Genomic DNA, 15,964 nt, shown 5'->3' with positions numbered 1-15,964 from the left:
CCAAACCGAACGAGTACACGACGGCGTTCGCGCAGATCTTTTCTTCGGCCGCCCAGGCAACCTGCGGACGGACACCCAGCGGAGGCACGAGCTGATCACTTGCTCCGTGACGGTTACGACAGGCCTGGATTACGAGTCCGCTCCGCCCATACCCGAGTGTGCAGTTGTGCGCGGTATCGGCGGATGCAGGATGGATACCGGGCCAGAACGGTAGGGCAGCGCGGCGACCTCCATGGCGGTTGTCTGTTTTTGGCGGTGAAAGTTCCGTTGATCAAGTGCCTGACACCAGACAATCTCAGAAGCTCAAGTATTCGGTTTGCGGTGCATAGAACTCGGCCCCCCAGGGGCCTCACAGAACGCGAGAGTCGTATTTAAGCAGGCTTCGTTCCGGGTCACACCTTCAACTGCGCTGGCTGGGCCTGACACGTTGACCGAACGGATCAAATTGCCGCATCTATCGTGATGGTCAGCATTTCCGCAGGTCAATTCGTATGTTTAGCGCGGTGTCCCCCTACGGGCACACTGTTAACCACCGGAATACGGGCACTGACCACAGCAAGCTGTTGGCGGTGCTGGTACCAGATCTGGATCTTCAAGAGCTCTCGTCAGTTGGGACACAGATTGGCCGCAAGCTCGACGTGGCCTCGAATTTCGCCGCAGACCACTAGTCGATACCGGGATACGAACTTTTCGGCTGTGGCGCGAACGCCGAAGATCAGGTTTCATGGTGGAGGGAGAAGCGGGCGACGGTGAGAAGTAGTCCGCCATGCCTCTGCACGAAAACCCTCTCCTACACGCCACGAACGCGCGAGCGAACCAACGCCAGTCCGGTCGGCACTCGGCATGACGCGTCGCGAACGCTCCGACCGGCACGGTTCCGATGGCAGCAACCACCGTAAGGTCGACGTCGTCTGTCCGGCGGATCCGCCTGAACTGAATCCGACCGCGGCGAAGGCACTTCTACGACTCATTCTGCGTTGCGCGGAAAAGCGTCCCGAAGTCGCGAGCGATGCCAAACCTGTTGTGCACCAGCGGTCGACGGATCCTCGACGGCTGTCCCGTCCACCGAACCGGTCAACCGAGAACATCGACCACCACCGAGGTCAGTCCTCGATAACCACACGACGTCCGATATCCTCGAACGAGCGTGCGGACGCGCCTGGGAGCTCGCTCCGACATCCTGGCGTAACGCCGCACCATCGCGTCGCCGCCTTCGGCCGTGATCGCCAGTGGCCTGGGCACAATCACGACCTCCACGCTCCATTCCCAGCACTCTCGCTCAAACCAGCAGCTTGCCAAGGGAGGAATCGATGCTGAGCGACACCGACGAATGGGCAGTACTCGATGAACTGCTCGGCATCGAGGTCGCCACCCCGGAGTCCGATGTGGGCCAACAGCTCGCCTTCTACGGGCGCTGCTCCACCGAGGACAATCAGGACCCGGAGTCCAGCTACGCCTGGCAGTACAACAACGCCGACCGGTTCACCGTCGGCACGATCGTCGAGTCCTACTTCGACATCGGCCAATCCCGGTCTGTCCCATGGGATCGCCGCACCGAGGCTGCGCGACTCCTCGCCGCGCTGCGCAATCCGAACCGCGGCTGGTCGGGCATCGTCGTCGGCGAAGGCACCCGATGCTGGTTCGGTGCGCAGTTCAGCATGATCGCGCCGCGGCTCGACTCCTACGGTGTCGATCTCTGGATCCCGGAACTCGGCGGCCGCTACGACTCTCAGAACCCCTCACACAACATGCTGATGAGCATGCTCGGCGGGATGAGTGAGTCCGAGCGCCAGCATGTTCAGAAGCGCACGCGGGCCGCGATGGATGCTCAAGTAGCGAACGAAGGACGCCACCAGGGCGGTCGGGCACCATATGGGTATGTCGTGATCGATGGTCCGCCACACCCGAATCCGGGCCGGGCGGCTCAAGGACTGAAGCTTCGTATCCTCGCTATCGATGAGTTCGCTGCCCGGATCGTGCGACGGATCTTCGCTGAGTACCTGGCCGGGCGCGGTGACCGAGCGATCGCGGTCGGGTTGAACCACGACGGCGTTCTGTGCCCGTCGGCGCACACTCCTCATCAGAACAGCCACCGCTCGGGCGATGGCTGGCAGGCCAGTACCGTGCGCGCGATTCTGGAGAACCCGCGCTACACGGGATACGCATTCTTCGGTCGATGGACCAAGCACGAGGAACTGCTCGACCGCGATGACGTGGCGGCCGGGAAGGTCGTCCGGTTCCGCAAGTCGAGCAAGGATCGTGTGGTTCGGTCTCGCCGACCGGCTCACCCTGCGATCGTCAGCGTCGAGACCTACACACAGGTACAACTCGCGCGCCGAGCGCGCGGAGGCGGGAGCATGCAGCAGCGGGCCAAGCTCGATCGAACCAGGACGTCCGGTCGTCACCTGTATCGCTTCCGCAGTCGAATCCGCTGCGATGACTGCGATCGCAAGATGGAGGGCGGGACGAAGGACAACATGGTCTGGTACCGGTGCAGGGCAAGCACTCTCGCACCCAGCAGCCCCGCGTTGGCGGACCACCCCAAGACGGTGAATCTCGCCGAGTCACGGCTCATCGTTCCGGTCAACAACTGGATCGCAACCGTTTTCGATCAACACCACCGCGCGCAGACAATCGAAACACTCCTCGCCGCCCAGAAAGATGCAGACGGCGACCTTCGGCGACAACTGCTCCGGCAGCGCCTCGCTGCCGCGGAGACGAAGCTGCATCGTTATCAGAACGCGATCGAAGCCGGTGTCGATGTGCAGGCGCTGATCGAACCGATGAACCAGGCGCAAGCCGAACGGGCGATAGCCCAGGCCGAGATGGACGCGATCCCGGCCATCCGGCAGATGACTGCCAAGGAGTTGGAGAAGCTCATCGACTCGCTGGGCGATATCAGAGCGGTGCTGTCAGCTGGTGCACCTGAAGACCAAGCAGCCCTCTACGAAGCCCTGCAGCTGGAAATAAGATACCGGCACCGCCAACAGCTTGCTGTCGTCAGTGCCGGCATCCCGGTGGTTAACACGTGTGTCCGGAGGGGGACTTGAACCCCCACGCCCGATAAAGGGCACTAGCACCTCAAGCTAGCGCGTCTGCCATTCCGCCACCCGGACCGGTGGTGCTCAAGAAGATTATCGGATGTGGGCGCGTGGACCAAATCGCGGTTCTACCTCGCGTTTTAGGCGGGATTTGGGGGCCGGCGGGGTGGCGGCCCCTGGGCGGGTGGGTCAGTGGAGTTCTTCGACGGTGCGGGCTAGGTCGGCGTCGCCGTTGCCGTCGGCTACTTGGCGGTCGATGAGGGTTTTGAGGGGGGCGATGAAGTCGGTGGTGACGCCGGCGTCGCGGGTTGCGCGGGTGATGGCGTCGATGGCGGCTTTGTGGAAGGAGATGGTTTGGGTGGGGTCGGCGTAGTTGCCGGCGTCGATGAGGGCGCCGAATGCGGGCAGGGATTGGGTCATGGCGCTCACCCAGCGCATGGCGCGTTCGGCGAAGTCGGTGGCGGGGACGCCGACGGAACGCATCATGGCGGCGCCGTGCAGGAAGCCGCCGAACATGGTGTACATGCCGGAGAGCAGGGCGAAGTCGTAGGTGGAGGCGAGGCCGGCGTCGTCGCCGAAATATTCTGCGGTGGCGAACAATTGGAGGGTTGGGAGGTTCTCGTCGTAGACGGTGCGGGAGCCGCTGTAGAGGATGGACGCGCCGGGGTGGCCGATCATCGGGGGCACGGCCATGATGCCGCCGTCGAGGTAGTCGATGCCGTGTTCGGCGGACCAGGCGGCGAGTTCGCGGGCCTCGTTGGGGGCGGTGCTGGTCAGGTTGACGAGTTGTCTGCCGCGTAGCTTTTCGGCGACGGGGTCGAGGGTTTCGTGTACGGAGGCGTGGTCGAACAGGACGGCGATGATCGGGCCGCCCCCATCGAGTGCTTCGGCGACCGTGGCGGCGCTGATGGCGCCTGCGGCGGTGAGGTCGGCGTCCTTGCCGGGGGTGCGATTCCACACCACGGCCTGCTTGCCGCCCTTTAGCACGGTCGCGGCAAGGGCTTGGCCCATCGCGCCGAGACCGAGGACCGTCACTGTGGTGTTCGTGGATTCCGCCATTGCGGGGTCAACTCCTTGGAAATTCGTGATCTGAGTGGTCAGCGCGCTGAATCCAAGGCTGCTCGTTGCCTGCGATAGCGACAAGTACCTACTATTTTGTCGGGTACTTACCACTGGGTATGTGAACAGGTAGCGAGGTCGGGCGATGGGCGAGAAGAGATCGGGGCCATACTTCTGTGGCATCGACGCCGCGATGGACGTGATCGGCGGCAAATGGAAATCGCTGATTCTCTGGGAGCTGGAGAACCACGGCGTCCGGCGCTTCGGGGAGCTGCGCCGCGGACTGCCCGGCGTCTCGGAGAAGATGCTGATCCAACAGTTGCGCGAGTTGGAGCAGGACGGGATCGTGCACCGCGAGGTCTATCGCGAAGTGCCGCCGCGCGTCGAATATCAGCTCACGGAACTCGGTGTCGCGCTCAACCGCGCACTCGAGCCGCTCGGCGAATGGGGCAAGCGGCGGATCGATCGGATCGGTGCGGAGCGTGTGCACCCGGTGGGTGCTTGAACGGCAGCGGGGCCCGCGTGCGAAACCAAGCCTGGAACCGACTGCGCCGCAGGCGAACCCGCAGTGCGCGCTCGACCTGACTGAGTGAAGCGTTGAAGGTGATCGAGCGCCGCGGGGTGGAAGTTTCCGACGTCGACGGCACTGCGGGCGGTCGATCGGAATCTTGTTGCGGCTCAGGTCAACCGTTTTCGACCGCCTCGCGCAACGTACGGAATTCCGCGGCGAGGGCATCGAGGGTGTAGTGGGCGTTGAGCCCACTGGGGTTGGGCAGCACCCACAATTCGGTTTCCCCGATCCGTTCCGGTTGGGGCCCGACGGTGGTGCGCGGACGGCCGAAGGCCGTGCGGTAGGCGCCGATACCGAGTACGGCCAGTACTCGGGGTTGATACTGCTCGACCCTTTCGACCAGGGCGCGTCCGCCGGCGCGCAGTTCGTCGGCGGTCAGCTGCTCGGCCTTGGCGGTCGTGCGTGCGGCCACGTTCGTGATGCCCAGGCCCAGGTCGAGTAGTTCTCGCTGTTCGCCCGGTTGCATCAGGCGCGGGGTAAAGCCGGACCGGTGCAGGGCGGGCCAGAACCGATTTCCTGGACGAGCGAAGTGGTGTCCGGTGGCCCCGGACCACAGGCCGGGATTGATTCCGCAGAACAGCACGCGCAGGCCGGGCCCGATCAGATCAGGAATAGTCCGGTCCTGCGCCGCGGCCAGATCCGCGGGCGACGGCCGTGCTGAGGAACCCATTCGGTCAGTCTGCCGGGTGCCGGCCGACCGCTTACCGCGGGGCTCGCCGAGATACCGAACGCGGTCGCGCGTCGTCCGGTCGAACCGGCGCGGATGGTGCCGACCAGCGGGTGTGTCAGCGCCGGAACGGCCCGGTCACCTCGTAGGTGATGCCGTCGCTGTTCGAGCCGCGGGTGCCGCGTTGGGAGGAGAAATAGAGGCGGTTGCCCGGCGGGTTGAAGGCCGGACCGGTGATCTCGGACCGGCTGGATCGATCCACCTGCAGGAACGGGGCGACCACGCCGTCGGAAATGATGCAGATCTGCATATCGCCACCGTCTTCGGCGACGAACAGGTCGCCGTTGGCCGCGCCGGTCACGTTGTCCACCCCCGACAGCGGCGCGCCGCCGCCGGGTTCGTAGATGATCGAAAGCTGGTTGCGCGCAGCGTCATACGCCCAGACTCTGTTGTCGCCCTTGGTGGTGAACCAGCATGTGCCGTCTGCGTAGTGGCAACCCTCGCCGCCGTTGAACGGCTTCGACTCGGGTACCTGTCGTCGAGTCGGCGTGGACGCTCCCGATCGATCCGGTATTTCCCGCCAGCTCACGGTTCCGTCGTTGTCGACGAGCACCTCGAGTCTGCCCGCGGCGAGGTCGGGCCAGGCGGTGGGAACGAAACGATAGAACCGGCCGTCGGAGCGATCCTCGGTCATGTACACGACTCGGCGTTCCGGGTCGACGGCGCACGCCTCGTGGGTGAACAATCCCATCTCTGGCCTGCGCACCGCGGGCTTGACACCCCAGGGGTCGGTTTCGAACACCGCGCCGCGTTCGACCTCTTCGCAGGACAACCAGGTGTGCCACGGCGTCGCACCGCCTGCGCAGTTGCGGTCGGTCCCGGACAGCGTGCGGTGCGCGCCGGCGATCGAGCCGTCCGCCGCGAACTTGATCGCACCGGCGCCTCCGGTGGTGTCGATCTCGCTGTTGGACACGTAGATCCAGCCTGTGCCGTCGGCGAAACAGGCGCCGCCGTCCGGCGCGGCATGCCAGGTGTAGTTCGACGACGCCACCTGCCTGCCCGACCGGGCGACGATCCGGCTCGTGAAACCCTTCGGCAGGAACACGCCGTTGACGTCCGGCCGCTTCGCCAACGGCCCGTACGGGGACTGCCCGGCCTCGGCGCCGGCGCTGAACGCCGCGAGCCATGACGCCCCACCGAACGCGGCGGCGGATCCACCGACCACACCCACCCGCAGAAAATTACGACGACGCACGACCGTCCTCCAACGCGAACGCGGCCCGGCAGGGGCCGGCAAGTGCGGTCACCCACGAATCCACGGCGCCGTGACGATCCATGCACGGTTGACCAGGTCGTCCACGATTATGCTGGCCCGCAACCTTTTTCGCATCCCCAGTTGCCGTTCGAACACCCGACGGCTCTACCCCCGGCACTGCTTCTGAGCACGCACCCCACACCGGAACCTGCCCAGCGGAGGTCGTAGCTGCCTATGAGAGACAGTTGCCTAGGCGGTGTAGTTCTTCCATAGTTCGGCGTAATGGCCGTTGCGTGCGAGTAACTCGACGTGCCTGCCGAATTCCGCCAAACGGCCCTGATGGAGGACGACGATCTGATCGGCCCGTGCAGCCGCGGCCAGTTCGTGAACGATGAGCACGGTGGTTCGCCTGCGCCGGGTCGCTCTGCTCTTGTTCGGAACAGCGTCGGCGGGCTCGTCGAGAAGGAGGATGTCCGGGTCGGCCAATTCCGCGCGAGCAAGTGCGATGAGGCGTCGATCGGCGGCGGTCAGCGCACTCTCGGCGCCGTCCACCGGATGGTCGTACCCCTCGGATAGCCGATTGATCGAAGTGTCGGCGCCGACCGTCCGCGCGGCGAACTCCACCTGACTGTCCTGCGCGAGCGGGGCTCCGTAACGGATAGCGTCCTTGACCGTGCCGGAGGTCAGCCGGGGTTCTTGCGGGACCAAGCCGACACGTTGCCGGTAAGTGGAGACGGTGAACCGCTTGATGTCCTGACCATCTATTTCTATGACGCCGGAGGTCGGATCGTGCAGCCGGGCGATCAGCTTGGCGAGCGTCGACTTCCCGGCACCGCTCATACCGACGAGCGCAAGCGATCGGCCTGCGGGAACTCGTAGCGAGATCTCGGTCAATGCATCACGGTCCGTGCCGGGATATCGGAAACTCACCTTGTCCAGAATTATCTCCCCGCGGAGCGGTGGCGTAGGAATCGAGTCGGGTGTGTCCGCGGGCAAGACGGGTATTTTATCCAGCTGCCGTAGCCTGCGTACGCCGATAGCTGCCTGTCGATAACTGTCGTACGTCTGCGATAGTTGCTGTAAGGGGGAGAAGAGCAGATAAATATACAAGAGAAACGCCGCCAGATCACCGACTGAAATCCGGCCGGAGTGCACCGCCGCCGCGCCGGCTATCATTATCGCGGTTGCGGTGCCGTTTTTGCACAGTACTACCATCGGAAAATAGGCCGCAGCGCAGTTCTGGGCATGCTGCTGTGCCGTTCTGTAGTCGATGCAGAGTTCGCGGTAGCGGGCCTGTGCGGCGGACCATCCGCCACACGACTGCAAGACGCGCACCCCCGCCAGGGATTCTCGAAGTTGGGCGTTGATGATGCCGAGACGAGCACGGGTAGTTTCGTAGGCGACATCGGAAACCCGGCGAAAGACCAAGGTCGCCGCGGCGAAGACCGGAACAAAGACCAGTGTCATAGCGAACAACTCGCTATCCAACACGAGAAGTACGACGGCCACACTGACGAGGGACACCACCTGCACGACGGCGATGGCCAGACCGTTTTGCAGGAAGCCGACCACCGCGTCCACGTCCGCCGTGAGCAAAGTCAAGATGCTGCCGTTCGATTGGCGATCGAAATAGTCGAGACCCAGGCGTTGCAGCCGGGTGAAGGTCCGGATTCGCAGATCCTTCGCGGCACGCGCGCCAGTACTCCGAGTGCTGCGTATCTGCTGTACAGAGGCGGCCCAGCGGGCCAGCACAATGGCAAGTCCGGCGAGCGCGGCGAAAAGTATCGCCGTCAGCGAATCTGCGCGGATACCCGCGTCTATGCTGCGGCCGACCACCAAGGGCAGCAACAAATCGAGACCTGTGCAGAGTGCGATCAACAGGAGCCCGATCAGCAGCGGACCTCGTAATCGCCTGATCAGGCCTTCGCTCGGCCCCGGCCCGCTCTCCGCCCGATCCGCGCGCTCGCCCGACGCAGGCGGTCCAGATGCCCGGATCGGATACAGGGTTCCGTCGTCATCCGATTCCGCCGCTGCGGAGTCCTGCACAAGGTGGCGATATACCGCGCATCTGGCGGTCAGTTCGTCGTGGGTGCCGGTATCCACCACCCGGCCCGCCGCGACGACCGCAATACGGTCGGCAGCCAGTACGGCCGTCCGCCGGTTGGTGACCAATATCGTTGTGCTGCCACGTACTTCCTCGCGCAGTCGGGAAAGTATCCACTTCTCGTGAATGGGATCCACGGCCGAGACCGGATCGTCCAGGACCAGGACGGGCGGTGGGGCGACCAGCGCACGGGCGAGCGCGACACGTTGCCGTTGACCACCGGAAAGCAGCCGGCCATGTTCGCCTACCTCGCTGTCGAGGCCGGCGGGTAGATCCTGGACCATGCTCAGGACACCGGCCGCGGACACAGCCCGGTGCAACTTGTCCTCGGTTACCGACTCCCGGCCCAGCCGGATGTTTTCTCGCACGCTGCCGCTGAAGAGCACCGGGTCCGTGTCGACGAGCCCGATCGCGCCGCGCAGCGGGTCGAGGGCCAGGTCACGGACATCGCAGTCGCCGATCCGGAGCGCACCGCTGTCGCACTCGCGGTAGCGGGAAAGAAGGCCGTGCAATTGCGCCGCGAGTTCGGGGCGGGCACCCACCACGGCCACCATCTCCCCGGCGTGCAGTCCGAGCGTGAAATCACGCAGCGTCGCACCGCTGCAGACAGATCGGAATTCCACTGCGGCGGCGCCTTCGGGCGGCAGCGGGGCGTCTGATTTTTCGGCCACTTCAGCGGGAGTATCCAGCAATTCGAACACCCGAACAGTGCTGGTCCGCGTCCGACGCCCGGTACTGAGCAGGGTGGTGAAGACGCGCACAGGTGCGGAGGTTTGTTCGAGGTAGGTGCAGAAAGCCAAATAGGTACCGATCGTCAGATGGCCGCGAAGGGCGAACAGGCCGCCCACGGCGATGACACCGACTCGCGCTACACCGGTCAGCACGTCCAGGGCCGGTGTCAGCCGGGCTTGCAGGCGAATGAGATCCGATTGAGCGCGCAATGCGTCCTCGGCCGCCGTCGAAAAACCGGCGATCTCACGGCGCTCTCGGCCGAATACCTTGACCAGCAGAATGCGGTCGATGGTTTGATCGGCGATGTGCACAAGGCCGGACGTGGTCTGCTGGACGTTTGTGGTGGCAGCATCCAGTTGCCGACGACTGCGGTGCACGCGCAATGTCCACAGCGGAACGACGACGGCCATGAGCAGACTCAGCTGCCAGGACATCATTATCATGAAAACGCTGGCGACCAGTAGGTAGAACGCATTACCCACCACAAGTGGGATCAGCATGATCATGCTGTTGATCGCGGTGAAATCCGAGCTGGCTCGGGTGAGTACATCGCCGGATTTCCACCGCCCGCCGATCCGCGGAAGTGCGGCGAACAGCTCCATCCGCAGGTGGAACTGGATTGCCAGCGCCGCCTTGGCGGTAGCCCACTGACGCAGCGCCGTGCAGCCGAATGCGACGACTGTTCCGCCGATCAGCGCCGAGGTCAACAGCACGGAAGAGTGTCCGCCGATCACGACTTCATCCATGAAAGACCGCTCAACCATAGGAATTGCGGCGGATACGATCAGCCCCCCGATGGCGGCGCCGATGGCCAGCGCCGCATGGCCTGGGCAGTAGCGGCCATACCGGGCCAGTCGCCGCATCCAGTGCGCAGACGACCGCCTGTCAGGAGACGGCGACACGGTCGACAGCAGTGAACCGGGGGAGAATCGTCCGGAACGGTAGTGAGTAGCGGGTATGGCCCACCGGTTTCACCTCCAGAGCAAATGAACGATGAATTGGTATCAGTGCGGTTCAGTGGCCCCGGTAGACACAGCCTGAGGTGCAGGTCTCGCGAACGGTTACCGCCGACAGGGGGATTTTGTCATAGAGACGAGCCCAGATCCATTGTGCGAGAACCTCACTCGTCGGGTTCTCCAGTCCGGGCACCTCGTTCAGGTAGTGATGATCGAGTTGGTCGTGCACTCCGGCAAACGCGTCCTTGATCCTTGCGAAATCGATGACCCATCCGGTTTCTGCCCCGACCTCGCCGGTGACCTGAACCTCTACACGATAGGAGTGACCGTGGAGCCGGCCGCATTTGTGACCGTCGGGAACGGCGGGCAGTCGATGTGCCGCCTCGAAGGAGAATTCGCGGAATATATCCATTTATCTGATTCCCAGGTATTTGTGGCTCTGCACGCTGAGCTGCCATTGCGGATAGTTCAGGCAGTATTCGATGGCCGAACGTGTGTTCGCCACCAGGTCCGGCCCGTCCATGGGTTGGAGACGTAGCTTCCGGAAGCCGAGATTCTCGAACCGAGCCGGGGGCGCCTCCGGCTGCGGGTACACCAGCTTGAGTTCGTCACCTTCGGTGATCGTGAGTGTCGTTCCCGCCTTGGGGCTGACGCATATCCAGTCCAATCCAGCCGGGGCAGGCCGTGTTCCATTGGTCTCCACCGCGACATAGAAACCGGCGGCGTGGAAGGAATCCACCAGTTGCTGATCGAGTTGAAGCAGCGGTTCGCCGCCGGTGCACACCACCATCGGCACCGCCCGGGCATGGACTTCGCCCTTCCATGCCGCGCGGACCGCTTCGGTCAGGGAAGCGGTGTCGCGGAAGGTTCCGCCACCTGTGCCATCGGTTCCGACGAAATCGGTGTCGCAGAAGCTGCACACCGCCCGGGCCCGTCCCGATTCGCGCCCGCTCCACAGATTGCAGCCGGAGAAGCGGCAGAAGACCGCGGGCCGACCGGCCTGCCCGCCTTCGCCCTGGAGGGTGTAGAAGATCTCTTTTATTTGATAGGACATGAGATCAGGCCACGGGTTCGGCTTGAAATGCCCAGAGGGTCACGGTCACGTTGTCGCGAGAGATGGAGTCCCTGCCGATCTGACTTCGGGTCGAGACCAGTCCACGTTGGCTGCTCGTCTCGTACACGATCTCGTCCGATCGCAGGTCGCCGGGCAGGCGGTCCAGGATGGCAACGCCGACAATGCCGTTCAGTTCGAGGGAGCACAGCTTCTGCGCCATCTCTCGAAGGAATTCAGGGTTCGCCATGGTTCGCGCTGCCCGCCATCCGAGCTTGGCGCCCGCCCCTGAGGTGTCGGCGAATTCCAGGGGGCGATAGCCCCAACCGGATTCACTGCCGAGGGACTCCACTCGCCACACCGACGGTACGACGCCCGACCAGGCCGGACGGCGACTCACCCGGACGACGTAATCGTCCTGTTCATACGTGCCGACCAGGCGCTCGTCATCGGCGAGATCGAAATGACGATGCAGCAGACACAGACCTGCATCCTCGTGCAGCCGATGGCGGCATATGACGTCCCCCAGCTCCAATAAACGATCCTCCCCCTTGGCGATCAGTTCTTTGGCTTCATCGAATTCGGGCAGCATGTTGATGATGCCCGAGTCGTAGGCGAGTTGCATTGCCTTGTGACCCTTTCTCTGCCTATTCGTGTACAGGTGCGAGTGACCATGACTCAGTCACGCAAAAGAAATCGCCAGAGATTCTCGGTGGCGCGCTCGGCCCCGTCGTCGTACGCCGCACGTCCCGGCCCGGTCGCCAGTTCGGGGACTCCTGCGCGGATAAGAGATAGATCTCGGATTCGGCATGCGTCGCAACAACCACACGGATCGACTCCGCCGGCGTAACAGGACCAGGTCTCAGCTACGGGAACCTGGAGTTCGATTGCCTTTCGCACGATGGTGAGCTTGTCCATCGCGATGAGCGGAGCGTCGATCGCGATGCCGCCGGGACGGCCCGCATTCGCGGTGGTGAGGGCGGCCAGCGACCGAAGGACGGTGAGATATTCCGCGGTGGCATCCGGGTATCGGCGATCCGCGGCCGTGAATCCCAGGTGGATCGCGTCGGCCCCACGTGATTCGGCCAGCGAGAGCGCAATCGCAGCGAAAACGCTGTTACGCCCCGGAACGTAGTAGCTCGACGCCGAATCTTCGGTGCCGGCGAAGAGCCGTGAGCCGCCCCAGGAAGACAGCGCTACGTCGATCACATAATGCTGGCCGACGCCGAGCTTGCGTGCGACGACGTCCGCTGCCTCCAGTTCCCGTTGGTTACGCTGGCCATAACGATAGGAAATCGCAATAACTTCTGCTCCCGCCGCCACGGCGAGGGCAGCTGCTACGGCAGAATCCAGCCCACCGGAAAGGGGAACGACCACACGGGTGTCGGTCATGGCCATAGTTGCCCGGACCTTTCCATTCTGGTGAAAATCAACGGGTTGGCCGGGCGACGCCCGGCCAACCCGGCCGGATCAGTCTGCGTCGGAATGGCCACCCGGATCGCACTTCAGCATCGCGTTCATCCCTGCGACACGAAGATCCGTCAGCTCCCCGTCGGTCAGCGGCTCGGCATTGTTGACGATCACTTGAATACGCTCGCGCCGTAATGGCAGAACCAGGTACAGCACCTCTTCGCTTTCCTCCACCACACGCCATCGCGGGCTGTCGGGGAGCTGGGCGATTCCGAGCTCGTTCAGGACAGTGCCCTGCGGATCGGCGATCAACCGTTGTTTGAATTCCGTATCCCGCTGAGCTCGCGCGATGATTGTCTGTTCCAGCTCGGTGCGGTTGAATACCGTCGAATGTGTCATTGCGGTTCGTCCTCACTTCTCTATATGGATTTCATACGCAGCGTTGTGAATATCTGTCGTCGCCACTGCCTGCGTCCTCGGGCCGGCACCACCACCCTTCGTTCTCGTCAGTGCGCGATTGCCGAGCGTTGTCAGCGACCGGGGAGGGAATGCGCGCGGCGCTCGGTTCGAGTGATATCCCGTTGCGGCTCTGGCGCATTCGTGCGCAGACCGATCATGTCCTCGGTGACCGGCGATCGGGCGGGGCGGCCGAGATTGGTGTGCACCACGGCGAAACCTCCTGTCGGTCAACGCTGAACGCCGAATCGGGGCGCGAGCGGATGACACCAACGGTAGCCGCTTGGTTGACTGGTGGTCAAATGAAATTTCTGGCGGTAAAGAGTGTGTTTCCTGCGGTGGTCGGGGCGCGGGCAACGGCTGACCCTGTCGCAGCGCGTGGCCCTCGCAGCGTCATTGCCCGACCGATCCGCTGGAGAACGTCAGCAACGATGCCTGCGGCGAGTCCCGCACGGGGTCGGGAGCTATCTGAAGCCGGGCGAATGCAAGTGCCGCTGCGGGCGGCGGGACCATGGCGCTCCCGCCGCCTCATCCGCCATTGACGTGACAATCTGAGCTGTTCGTGACGGGGTGCAGGACAACCGAATTCAATCGGCCGGCGTGGATGTGTGCGGTCAGGTAGGTGTGCTGCGGTTGTCTGCGGCGGTCCGTTGGTGAACCAGGGTTGAGCAGTCGGCATCCGGTCGGGGTGACGCTGTCCCACGGAATGTGGCTGTGCCCGAATACCAGCAGATCGGTGTCCGGGAAGTCCCGCGCGCAGCGCTGCTCGCGCCCCTTCGCGGGCCCGGTCTCGTGCACGACCGCCAGTCGCAGCCCGGCCAACTCGGCACGGGCGACCAAGGGCAGCCTGGCTTGCAGCTGTGCGCCGTCGTTGTTGCCGTATACGCCGATCAGGCGCCGGCAGCGCGCCTCGAGTCGATCCAGCAACGCGACCTCGGTCCAGTCGCCGGCATGCACGACCACATCGGCTGCGGCCACCTCGCGCCAGATGAGGTCCGGCAGATCACGGGCGCGCTTGGGGACGTGCGTGTCGGAGATGATGAGCAACCGCATGGCGTCCGGTGTATCACTCGGAGACGTGCCGGACCGAGGAACCGTCGATCACGGCGTGGTGCCATCGAGCGGACGACGTCCCTCGTTGCGTGTCCCGTCGGTCATGGTCAGGTGCGTAGCGCGGCCGCCGCGACGTTCTCCTCGAGGTGCGCGATCGAGGAGGTACCGGGGATAGGGGAGAGCATGTCCGAACGGGCGAGCAGCCAGGCGAGTGCGACCTGTGTGGGCGACGATCCGGTGTGCTCGGCGATTTCGGCGACGACACCGCCGGGCTGTGCGAGCGCACCGTTCATCACCGGCCACCAGGGCATGAACGGGATGCGTTCGCGGGTGCAGTAGTAGCACCGCGCCGCGGCTGCGCTGCCCGGCAATCGGCCACAGATGTGCCGCCTCAGGACAGGCTGGCTGCGGGGGCGAACGCGGGCAGTCGCTCGAGACTGGTGCGCACCGCTTCGGTGCCGTACTCGAACATCTGCCGCTCGTAGTCGCCGACAGCGCCGAGCAGATCCCGGCGACCTTCCTCGGCCTCGATCAGGCAGCGGCGCAGGAGGTCGGCATCGCGCAGCGCGGTGTTCGCGCCGTTGCCGCCGGTCGGCGAGGTGGCGTGGATCGCGTCGCCGAGCAGCGTGACCGGTCCGGACGCCCAGCGCGCACCGGGCTCGACCACCCGGATGGACAGCAGGGTGGTGTTGTCGGGGTCGGCCTGCTCGATCAGCGCGCGCAGCTCTGGGTGCCAACCCGGCATCCTGGACAGCACCGCGTCCTGCGCGGTGGCATCCGCCGGCGAGCTGTTCGGCGGCAGGATCATGGCCCAGCGCACGTAGTCGCCGATGTCGGGCAGCGTGACTTCGGGGGCCAGTCGCTCGGCCGCCTGCTTCGGCGGGGTGCGCCAGCGCATCGCGCCGAGCAGCAGGCTGACGCCGTCGCCACTGATCTTCGAGCCGTAAGCCTTGGACAGAACGGCGAATTCGTCGGTCAGCGGGGTGCGGCCGATGACGAATCGGACGCCGGTGTCGATCGGGGTGGTCTGCGGCGACAACACCCGGCGGACCGCGGAGGTGACGCCGTCCGCGCCGACGAGCAGGTCGGCGGTGGCCGGGGCGCGGTGCGCGAACTCGGCTCGGACACTGCCGTCGGCGAGTTCGGCATAGCCGGTCAGCGCGGCATCGGTGTGCACGGTGAGGCCGGTCAGCAATAGGTGTCGCAGCACCTGCCGGTCGACCACGATGCCGGTCCGGCCCGCACCGAGTCTGCCGATCTCGTTGAGCTGCGGGTCCAGGATCAGCTGCGCGGCGGAGGCGGGCATGACGATCTCGTCGAGCAGCGGATGCCAGCGGGCCGGCAGGCAGTCGCGCACGGACTGGAAACCGATCTCGTTCAGCACGAGCCGGTAGCCCTGGAAGCGTGCGACGATGCCCGGATCGCGCTCGAACACCTCGGCCGGGATCCCGGCGCCGCGCAGGCCCTGCGCGAGAGCCAGACCTCCCAGACCCGCTCCGGCGATGGAAACTCGCATCACTCACCTCCACGAAAAAACTACCCTGGACGAACTTAGTTCGTTATGACGATCTAAGTTCTATTTGACGAACTAAGTTCGTGTCAAGCTACA

Annotated in this window: 14 protein-coding genes and 1 tRNA gene; 2 read left to right on the top strand and 13 right to left on the bottom strand. The window is 64.6% G+C overall.

Translation table 11 applies throughout. The features are described from left to right. Positions 1 to 1,310: 1,310 nt before the first annotated feature. Positions 1,311 to 3,050 carry a recombinase family protein gene (locus O3I_RS43970; RefSeq protein WP_014985517.1) on the top strand — a complete coding sequence of 580 codons (1,740 nt, stop codon included), beginning with the start codon at positions 1,311 to 1,313 and terminating at the stop codon, positions 3,048 to 3,050. On the opposite strand, the gene O3I_RS23670 is transcribed toward O3I_RS43970, so the two are convergent. Together O3I_RS23670 and O3I_RS23665 are read right to left on the bottom strand one after the other, a co-directional pair. Then, positions 3,032 to 3,116 (bottom strand) — tRNA-Leu (locus tag O3I_RS23670). The genes O3I_RS43970 and O3I_RS23670 overlap by 19 nt on opposite strands. Before the next feature lie 114 nt (positions 3,117 to 3,230). Next, entirely contained in the window at positions 3,231 to 4,100 is an 870-nt protein-coding gene (locus O3I_RS23665) for an NAD(P)-dependent oxidoreductase (protein ID WP_014985516.1), read from the bottom strand. A 145-nt stretch (positions 4,101 to 4,245) separates the two neighbouring features. Here O3I_RS23665 and O3I_RS23660 point away from each other — a divergent pair, with 145 nt between their 5' ends. Continuing rightward, positions 4,246 to 4,605: a winged helix-turn-helix transcriptional regulator gene (locus tag O3I_RS23660; protein WP_014985515.1), complete on the top strand. Its 360-nt coding sequence runs from the start codon at positions 4,246 to 4,248 to the stop codon at positions 4,603 to 4,605. Positions 4,606 to 4,783: 178 nt separating this feature from the next. Here O3I_RS23660 and mug read toward each other — a convergent pair whose 3' ends face one another. From mug to O3I_RS23605, 11 genes are all read right to left on the bottom strand, one after another. Beyond that, positions 4,784 to 5,341, bottom strand: a complete 558-nt coding sequence (mug, locus tag O3I_RS23655) for a G/U mismatch-specific DNA glycosylase (RefSeq protein ID WP_014985514.1) — start codon at positions 5,339 to 5,341, stop codon at positions 4,784 to 4,786. 115 nt (positions 5,342 to 5,456) lie between these two features. Then, the gene (locus O3I_RS23650) at positions 5,457 to 6,593 is read right to left on the bottom strand and encodes an alkaline phosphatase PhoX (protein ID WP_041562805.1); all 1,137 of its coding nucleotides are present in this window, start codon (positions 6,591 to 6,593) and stop codon (positions 5,457 to 5,459) included. A 249-nt stretch (positions 6,594 to 6,842) separates the two neighbouring features. Continuing rightward, positions 6,843 to 10,292, bottom strand: a complete 3,450-nt coding sequence (locus O3I_RS23645; RefSeq protein ID WP_063632268.1) for an ABC transporter ATP-binding protein — start codon at positions 10,290 to 10,292, stop codon at positions 6,843 to 6,845. A gap of 151 nt (positions 10,293 to 10,443) precedes the next feature. Then, positions 10,444 to 10,797, bottom strand: coding sequence for a 6-carboxytetrahydropterin synthase QueD (queD, locus tag O3I_RS23640; protein WP_014985511.1), 354 nt, complete (start codon positions 10,795 to 10,797; stop codon positions 10,444 to 10,446). Next, on the bottom strand, positions 10,798 to 11,439 hold the full coding sequence (queE, locus tag O3I_RS23635; protein ID WP_014985510.1) for a 7-carboxy-7-deazaguanine synthase: 642 nt from the start codon (positions 11,437 to 11,439) through the stop codon (positions 10,798 to 10,800). Positions 11,440 to 11,443: 4 nt separating this feature from the next. Continuing rightward, positions 11,444 to 12,061: a hypothetical protein gene (locus tag O3I_RS23630; protein ID WP_014985509.1), complete on the bottom strand. Its 618-nt coding sequence runs from the start codon at positions 12,059 to 12,061 to the stop codon at positions 11,444 to 11,446. A 53-nt stretch (positions 12,062 to 12,114) separates the two neighbouring features. Next, positions 12,115 to 12,834 carry a 7-cyano-7-deazaguanine synthase QueC gene (gene queC, locus O3I_RS23625; protein ID WP_014985508.1) on the bottom strand — a complete coding sequence of 240 codons (720 nt, stop codon included), beginning with the start codon at positions 12,832 to 12,834 and terminating at the stop codon, positions 12,115 to 12,117. Between the two features lie 72 nt (positions 12,835 to 12,906). Beyond that, complete coding sequence (locus O3I_RS23620) at positions 12,907 to 13,245, bottom strand: NHLP leader peptide family RiPP precursor (RefSeq protein ID WP_014985507.1); 339 nt, start codon at positions 13,243 to 13,245, stop codon at positions 12,907 to 12,909. Positions 13,246 to 13,830: 585 nt separating this feature from the next. Next, on the bottom strand, positions 13,831 to 14,355 hold the full coding sequence (locus tag O3I_RS23615) for a metallophosphoesterase family protein (RefSeq protein ID WP_014985506.1): 525 nt from the start codon (positions 14,353 to 14,355) through the stop codon (positions 13,831 to 13,833). 107 nt (positions 14,356 to 14,462) lie between these two features. After that, entirely contained in the window at positions 14,463 to 14,726 is a 264-nt protein-coding gene (locus tag O3I_RS23610; RefSeq protein ID WP_014985505.1) for an aldo/keto reductase, read from the bottom strand. 20 nt (positions 14,727 to 14,746) lie between these two features. Then, the gene (locus tag O3I_RS23605) at positions 14,747 to 15,871 is read right to left on the bottom strand and encodes an FAD-dependent oxidoreductase (protein WP_014985504.1); all 1,125 of its coding nucleotides are present in this window, start codon (positions 15,869 to 15,871) and stop codon (positions 14,747 to 14,749) included. Positions 15,872 to 15,964: the final 93 nt, after the last annotated feature.

Source organism: Nocardia brasiliensis ATCC 700358 (genome assembly GCF_000250675.2).
Lineage (GTDB): Bacteria > Actinomycetota > Actinomycetes > Mycobacteriales > Mycobacteriaceae > Nocardia > Nocardia brasiliensis_B.
Note: the sequence above shows the minus strand (reverse complement) of the source record. Positions and strands in the feature narration are given on the sequence as shown.